This window comes from Thermoanaerobacter kivui (genome assembly GCF_000763575.1).
Classification (GTDB): Bacteria; Bacillota; Thermoanaerobacteria; order Thermoanaerobacterales; family Thermoanaerobacteraceae; genus Thermoanaerobacter; species Thermoanaerobacter kivui.
This window is the reverse complement of sequence record NZ_CP009170.1, coordinates 1,273,203-1,293,227: the sequence shown is the minus strand read 5'-3', so window position 1 is coordinate 1,293,227 and position 20,025 is coordinate 1,273,203. Positions and strand designations below refer to the sequence as shown.

Genomic DNA, 20,025 nt, shown 5'->3' with positions numbered 1-20,025 from the left:
GGTGTTATTATGGCAAGAGGTGCATTGACGGGTAAACAAAAAAGTGCCATGTTGATGATCGCTTTAGGTCCTGATATTTCTGCACAGATATATAAGCACTTAAGACAAGAGGAAATTGAACAATTAACTCTTGAAATAGCTAGCATACGAAATGTTACTCCTGAAGAGAAGCAAAAAGTCTTGGACGAGTTTTACAACATGTGTATTGCTCAAGAGTACATAATTGAAGGCGGAATTGAATATGCAAAAGAGGTTTTGGAAAAAGCTTTGGGAGCTCAAGAAGCTTTTGAAGTCATAAATAAATTGACTTCTACTTTGAAAGTAAGACCATTTGATTTTATAAGAAGAGCGGATCCTTCTCAAGTTTTGAATTTTATACAAAACGAACATCCCCAGACTATTGCGATGATTTTATCCTATTTGAAGCCACAGCAGGCTGGTGCAATTTTGTCCTCACTGCCTGAAAATTTACAAGCTGAAGTGGCTATGAGAATAGCTACAATGGAAAGTACCTCCCCTGAAATTGTAAAGGAAGTAGAAAGGATATTGGAGAGGAAGCTATCCTCATTGGTTACACAAGATTACACTTCTTCAGGTGGAATACAAACGATTGTAGATATACTAAATTCTGTTGACAGAAGTACAGAGAAAAACATTTTGGATACTCTTGAGACTATAAACATTGAGTTGGTAGAAGAGATAAAGAGAAGGATGTTCGTCTTCGAAGACATTGTCACACTGGATTCAAGGTCTATACAGAGAGTATTGAGAGAAGTGGACAATCACGATATTGCCCTTGCTCTTAAAGGTTCCAGCGAAGAGGTACAAAAAGTCATTTACAGTAATATGTCAAAGAGACTTGCTGATATGATACGGGAAGATATACAGTACATGGGTCCTGTAAGGTTAAAAGACGTAGAAGAAGCGCAACAGAAGATTGTCAATATAATAAGAAAACTGGAAGATGCCGGAGAAATTGTCATATCAAGAGGAGGAGGGGATGAGATTATTGTATAGGGTCTATAAACAAAAGGATATAAACTTTTCCTCTCCTGTGTTGCTTAAGATTGTGGATGACAAAGAGAATAGAAACTCGGAAAAGACTATTTTGTTGCAGGACAATTCGGAAGAGGTAAAGGAAAAGGGTTTAGAGTTAGCGAGGCAAATAGTAGAAAGGGCAAGACATGTACAACAAGAAATTTTGCAAAAAACAAGGGAAGACGTGGAAAAAATTTTAGGTAACCTTAAAGAGCAGGCAAAAAAAATAGAAGAAGAGTACAAAAATAAAGGCTATCAAGAGGGATACTCTCTCGGTTATCAGGAAGGGTTTAAAAAAGGAGAAGAAGAGGCAAAGGCTATAATAGAAGAAGCAAAGGCCATAAAAGAAGAAATCATTAAAGAGAAGCAAAGGCTATATAAAGAGGCAGAAAATGATATGGTAAATGTGGTTTTGCAGACAGTAGAAAAGATAATAGGAAAGTATTTAGAAGAAGACAAAGATATAATATTAAACCTCATTAAAAAAGGAATGGAAAATTATAACGCTTTTGACAAGATTACAGTCAGAGTCAGTGAAAGCGATTATGAACATTGCATTAAAAACAAAGATAAAATTCTCAAAGATGTAGAATTTTTAGATGATGTCAATATCTTAAAGGACTTATCTATGAAAAAGGGTGATTGCATAATTGAGACAAATTCCGGCGTCATAAGTTCAGGAATTTATACTCAACTGCAGGCTTTAAAAAATTTGTTTGCGGGTGTATTAAATGAGTAATGCAATTTTGGAAAAGTATAAGAAAGCCCTTGAAGGGAAAAGGTTAATTCAATACTACGGCAAAGTGTCGCAGGTGATAGGACTCACGATTGAAAGTGTAGGTCCTCTCTCCAATATAGGGGAGATATGCCAAATCAAAACTATAAATGGGACTACGGTTTTAGCAGAAGTTGTAGGTTTTAAAGAAGAAAAAGTGTATCTCATGCCTCTTGGCAACATGGAAGGAATAGGAGCAGGGAGCAGAGTTATTGCAACAGGGGAGACTCTTAAAGTCAATGTAGGGAAAGACTTGTTAGGAAGAGTACTTGACGGGCTAGGTAATCCTATAGATGGCAAAGGTCCTTTAAAATACGAAAAATCTATTACTATAAACAATGTACCTCCTGACCCTTTAGAGAGAAAAAGAATAAGAGAAGTCATGCCTCTTGGCATAAAAGCAATTGATGGACTGCTTACTTGTGGCAAGGGACAGAGAATAGGCATTTTTGCTGGAAGTGGTGTGGGAAAAAGTACGTTGTTAGGCATGATGGCGAGGAATGCAAAAGCTGATTTAAATGTAATCGCTCTTATTGGCGAAAGAGGTAGAGAAGTCAACGAGTTTTTAGAAAAAGACTTAGGAGAAGAGGGATTAAAGAAATCGGTGGTGGTGGTAGCTACTTCTGATACACCAGCTCTCATAAGAGTAAAAGGTGCCATGACAGCTACTGCAATTGCTGAATATTTCCGTGACCAAGGCTTAGATGTGCTTTTAATGATGGATTCAGTCACTCGTTTTGCTATGGCTCAACGAGAGGTGGGGCTTTCTATAGGAGAGGCTCCTGTTTCAAGAGGTTATACACCTTCCGTCTTTTCAGTTTTACCAAAGCTTTTGGAACGTTCTGGATGTTCTAAAAAAGGTTCTATTACAGCCCTTTATACAGTATTGGTAGATGGAGACGACTTAAATGAACCAATTGCTGATGCTGTAAGAGGTATACTTGACGGACATATAGTTTTGTCTCGAAAGCTTGCCAACAAAAATCACTATCCTGCTATTGACGTGCTGGCAAGTGTAAGCAGGGTTATAAATGACATTATAACAGAAGAGCATAAAGAGCTTATAGCCAGATTTAAAGATATTTTGGCGACTTACACCGAAGCGGAAGATTTAATAAACATTGGGGCGTATAATTTTGGCAGCAATGCTAAAATTGACGAAGCCATTGAGCTAAATGACAAGATGAACGAGTTTTTAAAGCAAAAGATAAACGAGTCTTACGATTTTGAGACTACCAAACAGCTTTTATACAATGCAATTAACAGGTGAGGAATATGAAAAAATTTGAGTTTAATTTGCAACCAATATTGAATTTGAAGGAACAATCAGAAAAAATAGAAAGAGAAAAATTATCCAAAATTATGGCAGATATACATCTTCAAAAAGAGAAATTAAATAATCTTATTAATCACCTAAATGAAATTTTAGAAAAAAACAACAAAGAGATCAATGAGGGAACCACAGCCATTAAAATAGCGGAATATGATGCTTATGTTAAAAAAATACAACAAATGATTGAGGACAAAAAGAATTTAATCAAAAAATTAGAGAAAGATGCTGGCATTATGAGAGAAAATCTTTTAAAAATTTCAAAAGAAAAAAAGGCTTTGGAAAACCTGAAAGAGAAACAATATTCGGAATATCAGTATTTATTAAATTTAGAGCAGAACAAATTTATAGACGAGCAAGTAAGTTTTAGAGTTGCTAAATCATATTAGGAGGATATATATGCAAAATCAAGATACACAAGTGAAAAAACGGTCAAAAAAAATTTTAATAATTTTGATAGTATTACTATTGATTATAAGTGGTGCAGCAGCAATAGTGTATTTTAATGTAGGAGGAAGTCAAACGTACATAACAAATCAATTAGCTAAAATTCCAATTTTAAAGGGATTGATATCTTCAAAACCTGTACAAGATAAAGATGCAGAGATAGCCAAACTTACCAATGAACTGAAATTGAAAGAAGAACAAATTGCAAACTATGAAGCCAAATTGAAAGAAAAAGAGGACCAAATTAACGCTTTAAAGGCAGAACTTGACAAAATGCAAAATGAAAATAGTATACTTAAGCAACAATCGCAAAATAGGCAAACTAACTTGAAAGACATAGCTAGTTATTATCAAAACATGGATCCGCAAAATGCAGCGCAAATACTCAATAACATGTCAGACGAGGATGTAATAAAGATATTGAGTTACATGAACAAAGATAGCGCTTCAAAAATATTAGAATCACTAAAAGCTGAAAAGGCAGCAAAAATAACAAATATTTTATTGAAAAATGCTACTATGATTCCTTAGAAAGGAGGTGAAAAGAGTGATAGGAGTGGTGCCGGATACTGATTTATTACCATTTAAGATACAGCAGCCAAGGGCTGATAAAACCAAACCAGTTGTAGATTACAAAAAATTCCCTTCCTCAAAAGATAATAAGGCAAATAAATTTTCAGAAATGTTACATCAACAGATAGCAATTAATGAAAATAACGAAAGTTTAACGGAAAAAGTGGCATCTGATAGCAATGTTGATTTAAAAAATCTTTTACAAACAACACAATCACTGAAGGAAGAAAAAAATTTAAAATCATTCCAAACAGATGATTTATCGTTAGCAGACGTTTTCAATGCGTTGCAGCAGTTAATAAGTGCGTTAAACGTGGCAATTCAAAGTGATGATGGCAAGCAGTTAATTGAAGAACAAAATTTTTATGTGGAAATGCAAAAAGAATTACAAAAATTGATACAAGATTTTTTAAATAATGGGGTTTTGGATGTTGACAAACTATCGAAAAAAATAAGCCAGTTGTTAGAAGAAAAATTTGGTGTTAAGTTACAACCAGATGCAATAGCTACAACAATTAAAAGTAGCAACTTTAAAGAAGTTTTAAAGGTGTATAGCGATAAAAATGTAGATATAAAAAACATGAACACTCAGAAAACAGACTCAATTGTATTTTCACAACAGGCCATTAAAAAAGATGCGACAGATAATTTAGCTCCATTAACTGCAAAAAATGAAAATTTATCTTTGATAGACAATAAGCGTATCTCTGAGGAAAATATCAAAGGGAGCATACCAAAAGCAAAAGATTCACAACCTGACTCAAATAGCAAGATTTTGACAATTAAAAATGAAAAAAATTTTGTAGAAGATCAGCAATTACAACAAAATGATTTTGCGTTTTTGAAAAATGATGCGAAGACTTTTGAAAACCAACTGATTAACCATCAAAGTTCGAAATTAAAAGAGGCTCCAGAATCACAAATTTTTGACCAAATAATAAAGAGCATAAATTTTTCAAAAAACGATATATCTTCTACTATAAGCATACAATTAAAACCAGAATTTTTAGGAAAACTCCAGATAAATCTTAAATCTGTAGATGGAAATATCATCGCTACTATAATAACTGATAGCGAGAAATTGAAGCATCAAATTGAATCTAATATAGGAATTTTAAATACTCAATTAGATTTAAAGGGAATTAAAATAGACAGTTTTAATGTGACAGTGGATAAAAACATGCAGTTTACTTCTCAATACAATGGACAGCAAAGTTACAACGACAACTCACGAGAACAGAATTTGCACAGGGGATATGCTAGTTATTTACACTATGATTTGGCGGAAGTAGAAGAGACAGAAGCTTTACAACTAATTTACAATCTCTCACAAGACCATATAGATGTGAGGGCGTAGAAAGGAGGGAATTTTGTGAACATAAATACCAACTATAATTTTTTAAATGTCTACAATAACAGTGAAATTACTTCAAAGGACCAATTAGGTAAAGAGGATTTTTTGAAACTTTTGGTTACACAGTTAAAAAATCAGGACCCTTTAAGCCCAATGGATGACAAAGAGTTTATTGCACAGCTGGCTCAATTTTCAACGTTAGAACAAATGCAAAATATGAACAGCAGTTTTAATGCGGTAAGAGCTATAAGTTTAATAGGAAAAAACATCAGCGCTAATATCAATGAAAATGGGAATATTCGCACTGTAATGGGGAAAGTAGATGCTATATATAAGCAAAACGGCGAATATTTCTTAGAAGTTGGTAATGTGGATGTACCGTTGGATGCTGTTACAGCTGTTTCAGAATGAGGTGATAAAATGTCTGAGATAGTGAAAATCCCTCAAAATCTAAATGTTAATTATTTAGCTCAGAGGATAGCGAGTAACAATGGGACCTCTACGGCTTTTAAAGAGGTTTTAAATGAAAAAATTGACGAAATAAAATTTTCCAAACATTCTCTCATGAGGATGGAAATGAGAAACGTCAAAATTACTCAAAGTGAATATCAAAAACTATTAGAAGCAGTGAATAAAGCTTGTGAAAAGGGAATAAAAGATTCATTAATTGTAATGAATAATAAGGCTTTTGTGGTTAATTTAAAAACTAAAACCGTCATAACGGCGATGGATGGGGAAATGTTGAAAAACAGTGTTTTTACAAATATAGACGGTGCTGTGATAATCTAAGCCGGACCTTAACAGGGGGCTTATCGCTTTTGACTGACTGATAAAGCGAGCAGCACCGAAAATAAAAGGAGGAGAAAATATGTTAAGGTCAATGTATTCTGCGGTTTCAGGATTGAAAGCTCATCAAGCAAGGATGGATGTAATAGGAAATAACATAGCAAATGTCAACACTGTTGGATATAAAGCCAGCAGAATGACTTTTAAAGAAATATTTAGTCAGACGATAAAAGGGGCTTCTGCGCCTCAAGGAAATGGCGGTGGAACTAATCCTCAACAGATTGGTCTGGGAGTAGCTATAGCTTCAATTGACACGTTGTTTACAAGAGGCGGTGCTCAAAGAACAGATAATCCTACAGACCTTTCAATTGATGGAAATGGATTTTTCATTGTCTCCAATGGAGGAGCAAATTTGTACACAAGGGCAGGAAACTTTAGCTTTGACTCTAATGGAGATTTAGTGACACCTGATGGATATAAAGTTTTGGGTTGGATGTCAACAGATGGGAAAACAGTAAACACTGATACAGGAAATTTAGTGCCAATAAGCCTTAAAAATTGGTCAAGCATAGACCCGGTAGCGACTACACAATTAGAAATAGGAGGAAATCTAAATGCTTCAACAGCAATAGATGCAGATATAAGCTATAATATCGTTGTATATGATTCTCAAGGAGGAAGTCATGTAGCAACTATCACTTTTACTAGAAAAGGGGCAAATTCATGGGATTGGAAAGTATCCTCTTCTGATCCAGCAATTTCATCTATCGATGGTACAGGTACTCTTACTTTTGATTCTGAGGGGAAAATTGCGCCAGATCAAAGTGGAAATAGAATTGCAACTGGTACCCTGACTTTTAATATGGATAGTAATATGACAAACGCAACTATTGGTCCTGTTTCACTTGACCTTTCAAAACTTACTATGTTCTCAAGTGAGACCGATTTGAGGGAACTTAGTAAAAATGGAAATGAAGCGGGTTCTTTGGAGAGCATTAACATAGACAAATATGGAGTTGTATCAGGTATATATTCCAATGGTCGCCGACAGATAATTGGGCAAATTGCTATTGCAGATTTTCAAAACCCCATGGGATTAGAGAAGATAGGAAATACCATGTTTATTAATACAGTAAACTCAGGAGAACCAATGATAGGAGCAGCTGGTACAGGTACAAGGGGCTCTATAAATCCTGGAACCTTAGAGATGTCTAATGTAGATTTGTCTAATGAATTTGCAGATATGATTGTAACTCAAAGAGGTTTTCAAGCTAATGCGAAAGTTATAACTGTCTCTGATGAAATATTGCAAGATCTTGTTAATATGAAGAGATAATTATAGTCTGCTGGGCTTTGTGCCCAGCAGATGTAATGGAGGAAAATTATGATTTATGTTACCCGTCTTAATAATGAAGAATTCATTGTCAACGCTGAGTTAATTGAATTCATAGAGAGAACACCAGATACGGTCATAAGCCTTACCACTGGTAAAAAAATAGTTGTAAAAGAAACGCCAGAGGAAATTATACAAAGAGTCATAGAATATAAGCAAAAAATTTTCACTAAAGAGGTGTTAGAATGAATACAAAGACGATTCTTATAGCAGTAGTTGCGGCAGTTTTATCGTTTGGTATTGCTTTCGTATATTTTAATAATTTTGCATTTACTAACAAACCTAAAGAAATCACCTATTATAATTACTCTCCTGGCGGAGAATTTATAACTAATTTAAAGGGAGACGGAAAATTTGTCAAGGCAACAATAGAGTTGCAAGTTGCAGATAAAAATATTTTAAAAACCTTAGAAGAGAGGAATCCCCAGATTAGAGATTTGATAATCCAAATTTTAAGAGGAAAAACAGAACAAGACGTGGAAGGGCCTGAAGGACAGGAGAAGTTAAAAAACGATATAAAAAATGAGATAAATAAAATAATAGGTGAAGGAAAAATTGTAAATGTATATTTTGATGAATTTATTGTTCAATAGGGAGGAGGGGGGCTTTTGGCTGAAATATTATCGCAGAGCGAGATAGATGAACTATTAAAAGCTTTTAGTTCAGGTGAGTTAGATGTCCAAGAAATTGAAAAAGCAGAAGAAACTAAAAGTAAAAAGATAAGAAATTATGATTTTAGAAGGCCTAATAAATTTTCAAAAGAACAACTGCGAACTCTTCAAATGATTTTTGAAAATTTGTCAAGGTCTCTAACTTCCTTTTTGTCAGGATATTTGAGAACAATAGTAAATGTTACAGTGGTCTCTGTTGACCAGCTGACTTATTATGAGTTTAGTAATTCTTTAAACAATCCAGTTTTCATTGCTATTATTGATGCAGCTCCTTTAGAAGGCCCTTTTCTCTTGGAATTTAATAATAATACTACTTATGCAATACTTGATAGAATTTTGGGAGGAATGGGAAAAGGCGAGCTTTTGGATAGGGATTACACTGAGATCGAGATTAGCCTTTTGACTAAAATTGTAAAACAAATACTTCCACTTTTCAAGGAACCGTGGAGTAATATATTAGATATTAATCCCTCTTTAATAAGAGTGGAAACTAATTCGCAGTTTGCTCAAATAATATCTCCTAATGAGACTGTAGCTTTGTGTACTTTATCTATAAAAATCAATGAAACAGAAGGAATAATGAATTTTTGTATGCCTCATTTGACATTAGAACCTATTGTACCCAAATTAACGACGAAATTTTGGTTTTCTAGCATGAAAAAAGAAGATAAGGTAAATCCGGAACTTATAAAGAGTAAAATAAGCCCTTTTTGATAATTGATATAGTAGTCGCCAGTGTTTTAATGTCAATGGGTATGTTTATGTTGCCACCTGTTTTGATATCTCTTCCTTTTAAAGTATTACTTTTTATTTTGGTGGATGGATGGAACCTGGTTGTAAAATCTTTGATTTTAGGTTTTAGATAGGAGATGAAACAAGTTGAATACGGGAATGGTTATAGATATAGGAAGAGAAGCTTTAACTATTGCCTTAACAGTTGCTACTCCTTTATTAGCAGTAGCATTAGGGGTAGGACTTTTAATTAGCATTTTTCAAGCTACTACACAAATTCAGGAACAAACTTTATCTTTTGTTCCTAAAATTGTCGCTATACTTATAAGTCTAATTCTATTTGGGCCATGGATGCTTACTACTTTGGTCAACTACACTCAAAGGTTGTTTTTAAATATTAATAATTTTATAAAGTGATGTAAAATGGATATAATTCAGTATTTACTTCAAAATGTTCAAGTTTTTATATTACTTTTCGTCAGAATGCTTGGCATTTTTATACTTACACCTTTTTTTGGTACAAAAAATGTTCCTACTACTTTTAAAATAGGTTTAGGTTTTTTTGCTGCAGTAATTGTTTTTGATACCATGGGACCAGTGGATTTGCAAATAAATAATGTTTTAGATTACTTTATTGTTGTCATATCTGAGTTCATTGTTGGACTCGTGATAGGGCTGGCATCTATGATATCCTTCAGTGCTATACATTTAGCCGGTCAGCTAATTGATTATCAGTTGGGTTTTGGACTAGTAAACATTTTAGACATTCATAGTGAAACCCAAGTTCCTTTAATGGGAAATTTCATATATATTTTGACAATCCTTATCTTCATGCTTATGAATGGCCATTATACCTTATTTACAATGTTGGCTAAAAGCGTTGATATAATTCCTATTGGGAAAGTTGCTTTTGATTTACCTGGTATGTCTCAGGTCTTAACAAAAATGGTCTCTGATATGTTTATATTAGGTTTTAGAATAAGTGCTCCTATAATTTTAACAACTCTTTTGACAGATTTAACTCTGGGAATAATCTCCCGTACTATACCTCAGCTTAACGTCTTTATGATAGGAATGCCAGCGAAGATTTTTGTTGGAATCTTTACTTTGCTTATTATGTTGCCGATGTACCTGACAATTATAGATTTTATGTTTAACGGAATGAATGCTGATATTTTTAGATTGATGAAATTTATGACAAGGTGATAGTTTTGAGTAAAATAAATTTACAATTGTTTGCTGAAGAAAAAACTGAACCAGCTACCCCTAAAAGGCGACAAGACGCAAGAAAAAAAGGACAAGTCTTCCAAAGCAGAGAAATAACTTCTGCTTTAGTAATTGTAGCAGGTTTTTTGGCAGTAAATATACTTGCAATACCTTTTTTAGGAAAAATGATGGTTTTAACAAAGTATTTGATTTATACCTATTCTGGAGCTAATGACGATGTTTTTAATGTAGTAGGTATACGAAATCTGTTTACATACGTCTTGCAACAAGCAATATCAATAATTATGCCTATAATTTTATTGATTTTTGTTGTTTCTCTTGCATCAACTTATCTCCAAGTAGGCTTTGTATTTACAACTGAGCCCCTTGCCTTTAAATTGGAAAGATTAAACCCTGTGGAGGGCTTCAAGAGAATTTTTTCAAAAAGAGCATTGGTAGAATTAGCTAAATCTATTGCTAAAGTGGTAGTTCTTTTCTATATAATGTACTCTTTTTTAGCTTCTCAATATAAAGGTATACCAATGCTTCTTGATATGTCAGTTCATGACATATTAAAATACGCTTTAAATATACTTTTAGGAATTACTATTAGAATAGGAATTGTACTTATTGTTCTTGGGGCGTTAGATTATTTCTTCCAGTGGAAAGAGTATGAAACAAGCCTTAAAATGAGTAAAGAGGATATAAAGGAAGAGTTTAAAGAGACAGAAGGAAACCCGCAGATAAAGGCAGAGATAAGAAGAAAACAGAGACAAGTTTCTATGAGAAGAATGATGCAAGACTTAAAAAAAGCGGATGTCGTAATAACAAACCCAACTCATCTTGCTGTTGCTCTTATGTATGACAGCAATGTCAATGATGCACCTGTAGTGATAGCTAAAGGACAGGATATGATCGCCCTCAGAATAAAAGAAGAAGCTAAGAAGTTAAATATCCCTATAGTAGAGAATAAGCCATTGGCTCAAGCGCTGTATAGGTCTACTGAAATAGGAGATATGATTCCACCAGAGCTTTATCAAGCTGTAGCTGAAGTTTTGGCTTATGTCTACAGCTTAAAGGGAGAATAGGAGGGATAATTTGAAAGCCTCTGAGTTTACTGTGGTTCTTTTTGTAGTAGGAATAGTCTTGCTCATAATAATTCCTGTACCACCTGTTATCATGGACTTTTTATTAATATTTAACATAACTTTGTCTATAATAATACTTTTAACTACTATGTATGTAAAAGATGCTTTAGATTTTTCTATATTTCCTTCTATATTATTAATAACTACTCTTCTGAGACTGGCTCTTAACATTTCGAGTACGAGACTTATTTTAAGCAATGCCTATGCAGGTGGCGTAATACAGGCCTTTGGAAGTTTTGTAATAGGTGGAAATCCAGTTGTCGGATTTATTATTTTCTTGATAATTGCAATTGTACAATTTATCGTCATAACCAGAGGAGCAGAGAGAGTATCTGAAGTGTCAGCAAGATTTACTTTGGATGCAATGCCGGGAAAGCAAATGGCAATAGATGCTGATTTAAACGCAGGTCTTATAACAGAAAAAGAAGCTCGTGAGAGGAGAAAAGAAATACAGCAAGAGGCAAAATTTTATGGGGCAATGGATGGTGCTAGTAAATTTGTCAAAGGAGATGCAATTGTTTCTATAATTGTTATAATTATAAATATTGTTGCAGGTCTCATTATTGGAATGGTAATGAAGGGGATGGATATAAATAGGGCTTTAAATACTTATACTGTTTTAACAGTAGGCGAGGGTTTGGTAAATCAAATACCAGCACTTTTAATATCAACTGCTACTGGAATGATTGTCACTCGTTCAGCTTCTGAATCAAATTTAGGAGGGGATGTAATAAAGCAGCTTTTCAATCAGCCTCGAATTCTGAAAATAGCAGCTGGGTTGCTCTTCGCATTGGTATTAGTACCTCTTTTACCTAAACTCCCACTTATCTTAATGGGTTCATTGTTTGCATATCTTGGATTTGCAGGGACTCAAAAAGTAACAGTAAAAGAAGAAGAACAAGAAGAAAACATAAAAGAGTTAGAGAATATAAGAGATCCTAAGAAAGTATATGAATTATTGCAAGTTGACCCTATTGAACTGGAATTTGGTTATGAATTGATTCCTCTTGCAAGTGGAGAATTGTTAGATAGAATTGTCATGATAAGAAGACAAATTGCTCTTGATTTGGGTATTGTGGTCCCAATGATTCGTTTAAGAGATAATATTCAATTAAAACCAAATGAATACGTCATAAAGATTAGAGGAAATGAAATTGCCAGAGGCAAGGTATACGTTGATAGGTATATGGCTATGACTGCCGGAGAAATAGATGAAGATATTTCTGGAATTCGAGAAAGAGAACCAGCTTTTGGATTGCCTGCAATTTGGGTAGATGAAAACGAAAGGTCAAAGGTTGAGGCAAGAGGATATACCGTAGTAGATGTTCCTTCTGTCATTGCTACTCACCTTACTCATATTATAAGACAGCATGCCCATGAACTTTTAGGAAGGCAAGAAGTGCAGAGTTTAATTGACAATGTAAAAACTACAAATCCTGCCTTAATAGAAGAATTAGTTCCTAAGCTTTTAACAATAGGTGAAATAGAAAAAGTGCTTTCTAACCTTTTAAGAGAGGGGCTATCTATTAGAGATTTAGTCACCATTTTAGAGACTTTAGCTGATTATGCCCCTATTATACGAGATACAGATGTTTTAACAGAGTATGTAAGACAGGCTTTAGCTCGTACTATTTCCAATAAATATGCTGCAGGTGGTAAAATTGAAGTTATAACGTTAGATCCGAGTGTTGAACAGTTAATATCCTCTAGTATAACTCAGACAGAACATGGTTCTTATTTAGCATTGGAGCCTTCTTCGGCCCAAAGAATTTTAAAGAGTATCCATGAATTAGTAAAAAAGGTAACTTTAAAGGGTGGGCAACCTGTAATTCTGACAGCGCCTGTAACTCGATTTTATCTCAGAAAGTTAGTAGAACAAATTTCTCCCGATATTGCTGTTTTGTCATATAATGAACTTTTACCAAATATTGAAGTTACATCGGTGGGGACGGTGAGGTTAAATGAAAGTTAAAAAATATATTGCTAACGATTATCAAGAAGCTTTAAGAATGATAAAAGCGGAAATGGGAAGTAACGCTGTAATACTTCATCAAAACAAAATTAAAGAAAGAGGGATTATAGGACTTTTTAAGAAGAGTAAAGTGGAAGTAGTAGCAGCGGTAGAAGATTACCCACCGGTAATACCTAAAGAAAGTATTACAAAAAATGATATAAATGAACTTAAAAATTTGATAAAAACTATAGCAGTCAATAAAAATGAAGCGGTTACAGAAACTAAGGAAAAAACTTTAGTTTCTAGATTAATGGATTATGGGATAGAAAGGGAAGTATCACACTTGTTAGGAGAGGGAATTAATGAACTTGATAATAAAGGAATAAAAATTTTAAAAGAACGAATAGAGGCTTTTATGGGACCTCCTCAAAAATTGAATACTGAAAAAAGCAAAAAAATTTTGTTCATTGGACCTACTGGAGTGGGGAAAACTACTACAATTGCAAAAATTGCTTCTAATTTGATATTGAATGAAGGTAAAAATATAATGCTCGTTACAGCAGACATTTTCAGAATAGCGGCGGTAGACCAGCTGAAAACTTATGGGGAAATTTTAGGAGTGCCAGTAAAAGTAGTAAATAATATTTTTGAACTTCATAAACTTCAGCCGGAGTTTGAAAAGTACGATGTGGTGTTGATTGACACAGCAGGCAGAAGTCATAAAGATGAAAAGCGAATAAATGAATTAAAGACTTTTATAAAGTATGCCAACTGTGATGAAACTTATTTGTGTTTGAGTGCCACCACAAAGTCTGATGACTTAAAAGAAATAATCCAAAGATATGAATTTGCAGGAGATTACAAACTGATTTTTACAAAATTAGACGAGACAGACAATTACAGTTCTATTTTAAATGCCATTTATTACTCAGAACGACCAATTTCCTATTTTACAAACGGGCAAATAGTACCTGATGATATATTTTTAGCAGAAAGCGAACCTATTGTGACAAGCATAGCAAAGGGGAATTAGTTATGATGGATCAGGCTGAAAGTTTAAGAAGGTTGATTTCCCAGAAGAAAAAATTGAAAAAAAGTAGGGTCCTCACTATTACAGGGGGAAAAGGTGGGATTGGCAAAACTTGCATTTCAGTAAATCTTTCTTTGGGACTTAAAAAATTAGGGTATAACGTGACAATTATTGATGCAGATTTAGGTTTTTCAAATGTGGAGATTGAACTTGGAGTTACTTCTAAATACACTTTATTGGATGTTTTGTACAACAACAAAATGATAACAGAAGTGATAAGTGAAGGCCCTTTGGGTATAAAGTATATATCTTCTGGTGGAGATTTTAACCTCATAAATGAAGGGGTGGATTTAAGCCTCTTTTTAAACAACATTAAAATTTTAGATTATTATTCCGATTTTATTATTATAGATACTGGTGCTGGCCTTAACAACATAGTTAACAATTTTTTGAAGGCAGCTGATGAAGTTTTGGTGATAGTTACACCTGAACCTACCTCTATAATGGATGCATATACTCTCATAAAATATTCTCTTAAAGACAATGACAAAAAAATTAACGTGTTAATAAATAAAGTTAAAAACTTTGAGGAATATAGAGAAATTTACAATAGATTTGAAGCGGTGGTCAAGAATTATTTGGGGGTCAACTTAAACGACTTAGGATATTTAGAATATGATGACAAAATGATGGAGTGCATAATTGAGCAAAACCCTATCCTTCTTAAGTATGGCAACAGCAAAACTTCTAAAAAGATATTGACTATTGCAGCAAAAATAGCAGACCAGCCTCCTCCAATGGAGAACGGGGGATTATTTGGGATCTTTTCTAAACTGTTTAATAGAGGAGGATTTAGATGACACATTTGAATTTGCAGCCTGGGCAAAAACTGCGGTTGGGGATTGGTAATAGCCAAACCATGTATTCTTCTCAGGTGCAAGATATTTCAAAAGATGGAAGCATTTTGATAGATACACCGATATACAGCGGACACCTGGTTCCTGTGAGAGTAGGGTCAATTATACAAGTAATTTACTTTACTAAGCAAGGGTTATTTACCTTTTACGCCAAAGTTTTAAATAGATTTTCAGGAAAGCTTCCTCTTCTGGAAATAATGCCCATAAGCAGTGTGGAAAGATTGCAGCGGAGGCAGTATTTTAGGTTAGAAAAAATAATACCTTTTACGTATACTATTAAGGATGATGAAGAAGGAAAAGTTTATAAAGGAATTATTCAAGATATAAGCGGTGGAGGTTTGAGATGTAAAGTTGATAAGAAATTAGAGATAGGTACTGTAATAAACTGCAATTTTACTTTGAACAAAGAGATATCTGTCAGCGGCAAAGTAGTCAGATTCGAAGAATTATTGGAAAAGGGGTACGAAATAGGTTTGTGTTATATAGATATTGATGAAAAAATGAGAGAAAAGATTATAAGCTATATCTTTGAAGAGCAAAGAAAAAGTAGATTAAAAGGGATTGAATGATTTATGAAAGATAAATGTCTTGTGATAATTGGGTCTTCGACTGGGGGGCCAAAGGCACTTCAATACATACTAAAAAATTTGCCTGAAGACCTCTCTGCGGCAGTAATTATTGTCCAACATATGCCTGAAAGATTCACAAAGATGATGGCAGAAAGATTAAATCAAAGCTGTAAACTTAAAATAAAAGAGGCAGTGGATGGAGAGGTAATATCAAAAAACGTTGTTTACATAGCACCTGGTGATAAAAATCTGTTAATAGAAGAAGACAAAAACCTAAAAATCAAGCTTTCTGATGAGTTTGAATCTGTTTATCGACCTTCTATTGATGCGACTTTTATAAGCGCTTCTAAAGTAAATGCCTGTGTAATAGCAGTTATTCTAACAGGCATGGGAAGTGATGGTTCTAAAGGATTAAAGTATTTAAAAGAAAAGGGAAGCTTTATAATATCTCAAGATATCGATACTTCTTTAGCTAAAGGCATGCCGTACAATGCAATAAAAACAGGACTTGTGGACAAAGTTCTTCCACTTGATAAAATTCCGGCAGAAATAATTGAGAAGGTGAGGGAATTACATGGAAAATAATCAATACATAGATATATTTATTGAAGAGTCTCAAGAACATATCGAAAATTTAAATAGTAACTTGCTGCTTTTAGAAAACGACCCTTCAAATAAGCAAATAATCGATGAAATTTTTAGGTCTGCTCATACTTTAAAGGGCATGGCTGCTACTATGGGCTTTGAAAATATGAACAAATTAACACACAAGATGGAAGATATATTACAAGACGTAAAAAATGGAAAACTTCAGATTTCTCATACTATTATGGATGTCCTTTTCAGATGTATTGATACTTTAAGTGAAATGTTGGATTCAATATCTCAAAAAGGAGAAGACGACGTACCTATTGACGAGCTTATGTTTATATTGTCTGGGATAAATTCGGATGCGTCTTTAGAAGAAGTTGCAGCAACAAAAGAAGAGGTAGTTGACAATATACCTTTGAATGTTTACGAGCAAGACATAATAAAAGAAGCAATGAAAGACAATTACAAGGCTTATAAGATAACTGTGTACATTGATAAAGGCTGTGTGATGAAATCTGCCCGAGCTTTTATCATATTTAACAGCCTTGATGAAATTGGAGACATAATAAATTCCTCTCCTTCTGTAGAGGACATTGAAGATGAAAAATTTGACGACAGGTTTACTGTGCATCTAATTACAAAAGAAGATAAAGGAAACATTGAAAAAAGGCTTTTATCTATTGCAGAAGTGAGTCGAATAGACGTAGAAGCTATAAATGTGGACTTAAGCAAAGAGGAAGAAAAATTTATAAAAGAAGTTTCTTCTTCTCAATCTCAGAGTTTTGATGCTTTAAAAAAATCTCAAAATAATAAGACTTCCAAAAGTGTCAGAGTGGATATAGATAGACTTGACAATTTGATGAATCTTGTCAGTGAGCTTATCATCATTAAAACTCGTTTAGAAGGTTTGGAAGCTCACAACAGAAATTCAGAGACTGTAAGTACAATTGAATATCTTGAAAGAATCACCACTAATTTACACGATGCTGTAATGAAGGTTAGAATGGTACCAATGGAAAGAGTGTTCAACAGATTTCCGCGAATGGTAAGAGACTTGTCCCACGAGTTAGGCAAAAAGATTGTGCTTAACATGTATGGTCAAGATACAGAAGTTGACAGGACTGTAATTGATGAAATCGGAGACCCTTTAGTTCACATAATAAGAAATTCCATTGACCATGGCATTGAAATGCCAGAGGAGAGACTAAAAAAAGGAAAACCACAACAAGGAACGATTAACTTAAAAGCCTATCATGAAGGCAATAATGTCATAATAGAAGTCAGTGATGATGGAAGAGGCATTGACATAGAAAAGGTAAAAGCGAAGGCTGTAGAGAAGGGACTTTTTACCTCTGAACAGGTAAATGACCTTTCTAAAGAAAAGGCGTTGGATTTACTTTTTAAGCCAGGTTTTAGCACTGCTGACAAAATAACTGATATTTCAGGACGAGGTGTCGGTCTTGATGTAGTAAAAAACAAAATAGAATCTTTGAACGGTTCAATTGAAGTATTAACAGAAGTGGACAAGGGAACGAAATTTGTAATTAAACTTCCTCTTACGCTAGCAATTATCCAAGCGCTATTGGTAAAAATAGGTGATGAGAAATTTGCTATACCTTTGAATTCTATTTCAGAAATAGTTCACAAAAAAGAAGAAGAAATCCATAACGTACAAGGAAGAGAAGTTGTACTTTTTAGAGGAAGGGTTATACCAATAATAAGGCTAAATGAAGTATTGGAGACTAAAAAATTATCTAATGTCGGAAATCTCGTCTGTGTAATAATCAAAAAGGGTGAAAATTTAGCTTGTTGTACTGTTGATGAGTTAATAGGACAGCAAGAAATAGTTATAAAACCACTGGGGAAATATCTCTCCAACGTCAAAGTTATCGCTGGAGCTACAATTTTAGGGGATGGACAAGTGGCATTAATTATAGATGCAAACAACTTATTTTAGCGGGGAGGGAGAAAATTGAGTTTATACGTTATTGCAAGAATACAGGATGAAGAATATGCTTTGGACATAGAAAAAGTCCAAACAATTGAAAAGATGATGCCTATAACGAGGGTTCCACAGACAGAAAGTCATGTAAAAGGTGTAATAAATTTAAGAGGAGAAATAATACCCATCATTTCTCTGAGAAAAAAGCTGGGTTTAGAAGAAAAAGAATACGATGAAGACACTAGAATTGTAGTTTTAAAGGCATATGATATGTTGGTAGGGGTGATTGTAGACAACGCTAACGAAGTAGTCGATATTCCCGAAGAAAATATAGATAAACTGACTTTTAGTGACGCGTCTGATGATTTTTCTAAATACGTAAGTAAAGTAGGTAAAATAAAAGATAAAGTGCTTCTGATTTTAGATTTAAAGAAATTATTGGATGTCAGGATGTGAGGATTGTGGAAATTAACAAATTGAATGAAATGTACTTGGACGTACTAAAGGAGTTAGGAAATATTGGAGCTGGAAACGCAATAACTGCCCTTGCTAAAATGATAGGGAAAAAAGTGGACATGCATGTGCCTAGTGTAAAAATTTTAGACTTCAAAGAGGTTTCAGACATATTTGGTTCTCCTGATACCATTATTGTAGGTATATATTTTGATTTAGAAGGGGATGTTAAAGGAAATATTCTATTTGCTCTTGACTTAAACAGCGCATCTTCTCTTATCTGGAATTTAATGGGTTTAGAAGTGAAGGGAGAATTCAGCGAATTAGAAAGGTCGGCTTTGGAAGAAATCGGAAATATCATGGCAGGAAGTTATGTGTCGTCATTGTCTACACTAACTTCACTGAATATGAAAATATCACCTCCTGCAATAAGTATAGATATGGCAGGAGCGATTTTAAGCGTTCCAGCTATTAAATACGGAGAAATTTCCGATAAAATTTTGTTCATAGAAACCCAATTTGTAGAGGGAGAAAAACTTATAAAAGGAGATTTCTTTTTAATACCAGATATAAATTCTTTTGATTTAATACTAAAAACACTTGGAGTTGAAGTGGATGGAAAATAAGATTTATAGGGTTGGAATGGCAGATGCAAAAGTCACACAAAGCCCGGGGATTCTTACAACAATAGGACTTGGCTCTTGTGTAGGTATTGTACTTTACGACCCTTTAACTAAAATAGCAGGGTTGGTACATATTATGTTGCCTTATAGCAATAAAATATCAGATAATTCTAATAAATTAAAATTTGCTGATACAGGAATTCAAATTCTCATAGAAGAAATGGTTAAAATAGGAGCGAATCCTAAGAGATTAGTGAGCAAAATTGCAGGCGGAGCTCAAATGTTTTCTTCTAAGATAAATTCAGATATTATGAACATCGGCGAGAGAAATGCTATTGCCACAAAAGAAGTGTTGAACAAGTTAGGAATACCCATAATTGCTGAAGATATAGGTGGAAATTATGGGAGAACCATCGAGTTTTACTCTGAAGACGGAAGACTTTTGGTTAAGACTATAGGGTATGGAAGCAAATACATTTAAAAATTGGGGGAA

The 20,025-nt window shown here is 33.9% G+C and carries 23 protein-coding genes and 2 pseudogenes; all 25 read left to right on the top strand.

All coding sequences use genetic code 11. From position 1 onward, the window contains the following. Positions 1-9 precede the first annotated feature (9 nt). Positions 10-1,017 carry a flagellar motor switch protein FliG gene (gene fliG / locus TKV_RS06575; RefSeq protein ID WP_049685268.1) on the top strand — a complete coding sequence of 336 codons (1,008 nt, stop codon included), beginning with the start codon at positions 10-12 and terminating at the stop codon, positions 1,015-1,017. After that, positions 1,010-1,777 carry a FliH/SctL family protein gene (locus tag TKV_RS06570; RefSeq protein ID WP_173402349.1) on the top strand — a complete coding sequence of 256 codons (768 nt, stop codon included), beginning with the start codon at positions 1,010-1,012 and terminating at the stop codon, positions 1,775-1,777. The genes fliG and TKV_RS06570 overlap by 8 nt, the downstream gene beginning before the upstream one ends. After that, positions 1,770-3,083: a flagellar protein export ATPase FliI gene (fliI, locus tag TKV_RS06565; protein WP_049685266.1), complete on the top strand. Its 1,314-nt coding sequence runs from the start codon at positions 1,770-1,772 to the stop codon at positions 3,081-3,083. Before TKV_RS06570 ends, fliI begins: the two co-directional genes overlap by 8 nt. Before the next feature lie 5 nt (positions 3,084-3,088). Continuing rightward, positions 3,089-3,532 (top strand): flagellar export protein FliJ, encoded by a 444-nt coding sequence (gene fliJ / locus TKV_RS06560; RefSeq protein WP_049685265.1) that lies wholly within the window; start codon positions 3,089-3,091, stop codon positions 3,530-3,532. Positions 3,533-3,542: 10 nt separating this feature from the next. Then, positions 3,543-4,121, top strand: coding sequence for a MotE family protein (locus tag TKV_RS06555; protein WP_049685264.1), 579 nt, complete (start codon positions 3,543-3,545; stop codon positions 4,119-4,121). A gap of 16 nt (positions 4,122-4,137) precedes the next feature. Next, positions 4,138-5,520 (top strand): flagellar hook-length control protein FliK, encoded by a 1,383-nt coding sequence (locus TKV_RS06550; protein ID WP_049685263.1) that lies wholly within the window; start codon positions 4,138-4,140, stop codon positions 5,518-5,520. A 15-nt stretch (positions 5,521-5,535) separates the two neighbouring features. Then, entirely contained in the window at positions 5,536-5,928 is a 393-nt protein-coding gene (locus tag TKV_RS06545; protein ID WP_049685262.1) for a flagellar hook capping FlgD N-terminal domain-containing protein, read from the top strand. A 9-nt stretch (positions 5,929-5,937) separates the two neighbouring features. Next, on the top strand, positions 5,938-6,306 hold the full coding sequence (locus tag TKV_RS06540) for a TIGR02530 family flagellar biosynthesis protein (protein WP_049685261.1): 369 nt from the start codon (positions 5,938-5,940) through the stop codon (positions 6,304-6,306). A 79-nt stretch (positions 6,307-6,385) separates the two neighbouring features. After that, positions 6,386-7,639 (top strand): flagellar basal-body rod protein FlgF, encoded by a 1,254-nt coding sequence (gene flgF, locus TKV_RS06535; protein ID WP_003869166.1) that lies wholly within the window; start codon positions 6,386-6,388, stop codon positions 7,637-7,639. A 48-nt stretch (positions 7,640-7,687) separates the two neighbouring features. After that, complete coding sequence (locus TKV_RS06530) at positions 7,688-7,885, top strand: flagellar FlbD family protein (protein ID WP_003869165.1); 198 nt, start codon at positions 7,688-7,690, stop codon at positions 7,883-7,885. Next, positions 7,882-8,289 carry a flagellar basal body-associated FliL family protein gene (locus TKV_RS06525; protein ID WP_003869164.1) on the top strand — a complete coding sequence of 136 codons (408 nt, stop codon included), beginning with the start codon at positions 7,882-7,884 and terminating at the stop codon, positions 8,287-8,289. Before TKV_RS06530 ends, TKV_RS06525 begins: the two co-directional genes overlap by 4 nt. 15 nt (positions 8,290-8,304) lie before the next feature. Next, positions 8,305-9,072: pseudogene (gene fliM / locus TKV_RS06520) on the top strand (flagellar motor switch protein FliM); the annotation flags it as partial. Then, positions 9,072-9,233, top strand: a pseudogene (locus TKV_RS13195) (flagellar type III secretion system pore protein FliP); the annotation flags it as partial. The pseudogenes fliM and TKV_RS13195, both read left to right, overlap by 1 nt. A gap of 13 nt (positions 9,234-9,246) precedes the next feature. Next, the gene (gene fliQ, locus TKV_RS06515) at positions 9,247-9,516 is read left to right on the top strand and encodes a flagellar biosynthesis protein FliQ (RefSeq protein ID WP_003869159.1); all 270 of its coding nucleotides are present in this window, start codon (positions 9,247-9,249) and stop codon (positions 9,514-9,516) included. A 6-nt stretch (positions 9,517-9,522) separates the two neighbouring features. Next, the gene (gene fliR, locus TKV_RS06510; protein ID WP_004396190.1) at positions 9,523-10,305 is read left to right on the top strand and encodes a flagellar biosynthetic protein FliR; all 783 of its coding nucleotides are present in this window, start codon (positions 9,523-9,525) and stop codon (positions 10,303-10,305) included. Next, positions 10,302-11,393: a flagellar biosynthesis protein FlhB gene (flhB, locus tag TKV_RS06505; protein WP_049685260.1), complete on the top strand. Its 1,092-nt coding sequence runs from the start codon at positions 10,302-10,304 to the stop codon at positions 11,391-11,393. The genes fliR and flhB overlap by 4 nt, the downstream gene beginning before the upstream one ends. Positions 11,394-11,403: 10 nt before the next feature. Next, a complete protein-coding gene (flhA, locus tag TKV_RS06500) occupies positions 11,404-13,425 on the top strand; it encodes a flagellar biosynthesis protein FlhA (protein ID WP_003869156.1) in 2,022 nt (673 codons plus the stop codon). After that, positions 13,415-14,440, top strand: coding sequence for a flagellar biosynthesis protein FlhF (locus TKV_RS06495; protein WP_049685259.1), 1,026 nt, complete (start codon positions 13,415-13,417; stop codon positions 14,438-14,440). Before flhA ends, TKV_RS06495 begins: the two co-directional genes overlap by 11 nt. Before the next feature lie 2 nt (positions 14,441-14,442). Further along, positions 14,443-15,297: a MinD/ParA family ATP-binding protein gene (locus tag TKV_RS06490; protein ID WP_049685258.1), complete on the top strand. Its 855-nt coding sequence runs from the start codon at positions 14,443-14,445 to the stop codon at positions 15,295-15,297. Next, the gene (locus TKV_RS06485; RefSeq protein WP_049685257.1) at positions 15,294-15,923 is read left to right on the top strand and encodes a flagellar brake protein; all 630 of its coding nucleotides are present in this window, start codon (positions 15,294-15,296) and stop codon (positions 15,921-15,923) included. The genes TKV_RS06490 and TKV_RS06485 overlap by 4 nt, the downstream gene beginning before the upstream one ends. Before the next feature lie 3 nt (positions 15,924-15,926). Then, positions 15,927-16,508: a chemotaxis protein CheB gene (locus TKV_RS06480; protein ID WP_049685256.1), complete on the top strand. Its 582-nt coding sequence runs from the start codon at positions 15,927-15,929 to the stop codon at positions 16,506-16,508. Next, a complete protein-coding gene (locus TKV_RS06475) occupies positions 16,498-18,471 on the top strand; it encodes a chemotaxis protein CheA (RefSeq protein ID WP_049685255.1) in 1,974 nt (657 codons plus the stop codon). The genes TKV_RS06480 and TKV_RS06475 overlap by 11 nt, the downstream gene beginning before the upstream one ends. Positions 18,472-18,486: 15 nt before the next feature. Next, positions 18,487-18,912 carry a chemotaxis protein CheW gene (locus TKV_RS06470; protein ID WP_049685254.1) on the top strand — a complete coding sequence of 142 codons (426 nt, stop codon included), beginning with the start codon at positions 18,487-18,489 and terminating at the stop codon, positions 18,910-18,912. 5 nt (positions 18,913-18,917) lie between these two features. Beyond that, a complete protein-coding gene (locus TKV_RS06465) occupies positions 18,918-19,535 on the top strand; it encodes a chemotaxis protein CheC (protein WP_049686237.1) in 618 nt (205 codons plus the stop codon). Further along, positions 19,525-20,013, top strand: a complete 489-nt coding sequence (locus TKV_RS06460) for a chemotaxis protein CheD (RefSeq protein WP_049685253.1) — start codon at positions 19,525-19,527, stop codon at positions 20,011-20,013. The genes TKV_RS06465 and TKV_RS06460 overlap by 11 nt, the downstream gene beginning before the upstream one ends. Positions 20,014-20,025 lie beyond the last annotated feature (12 nt).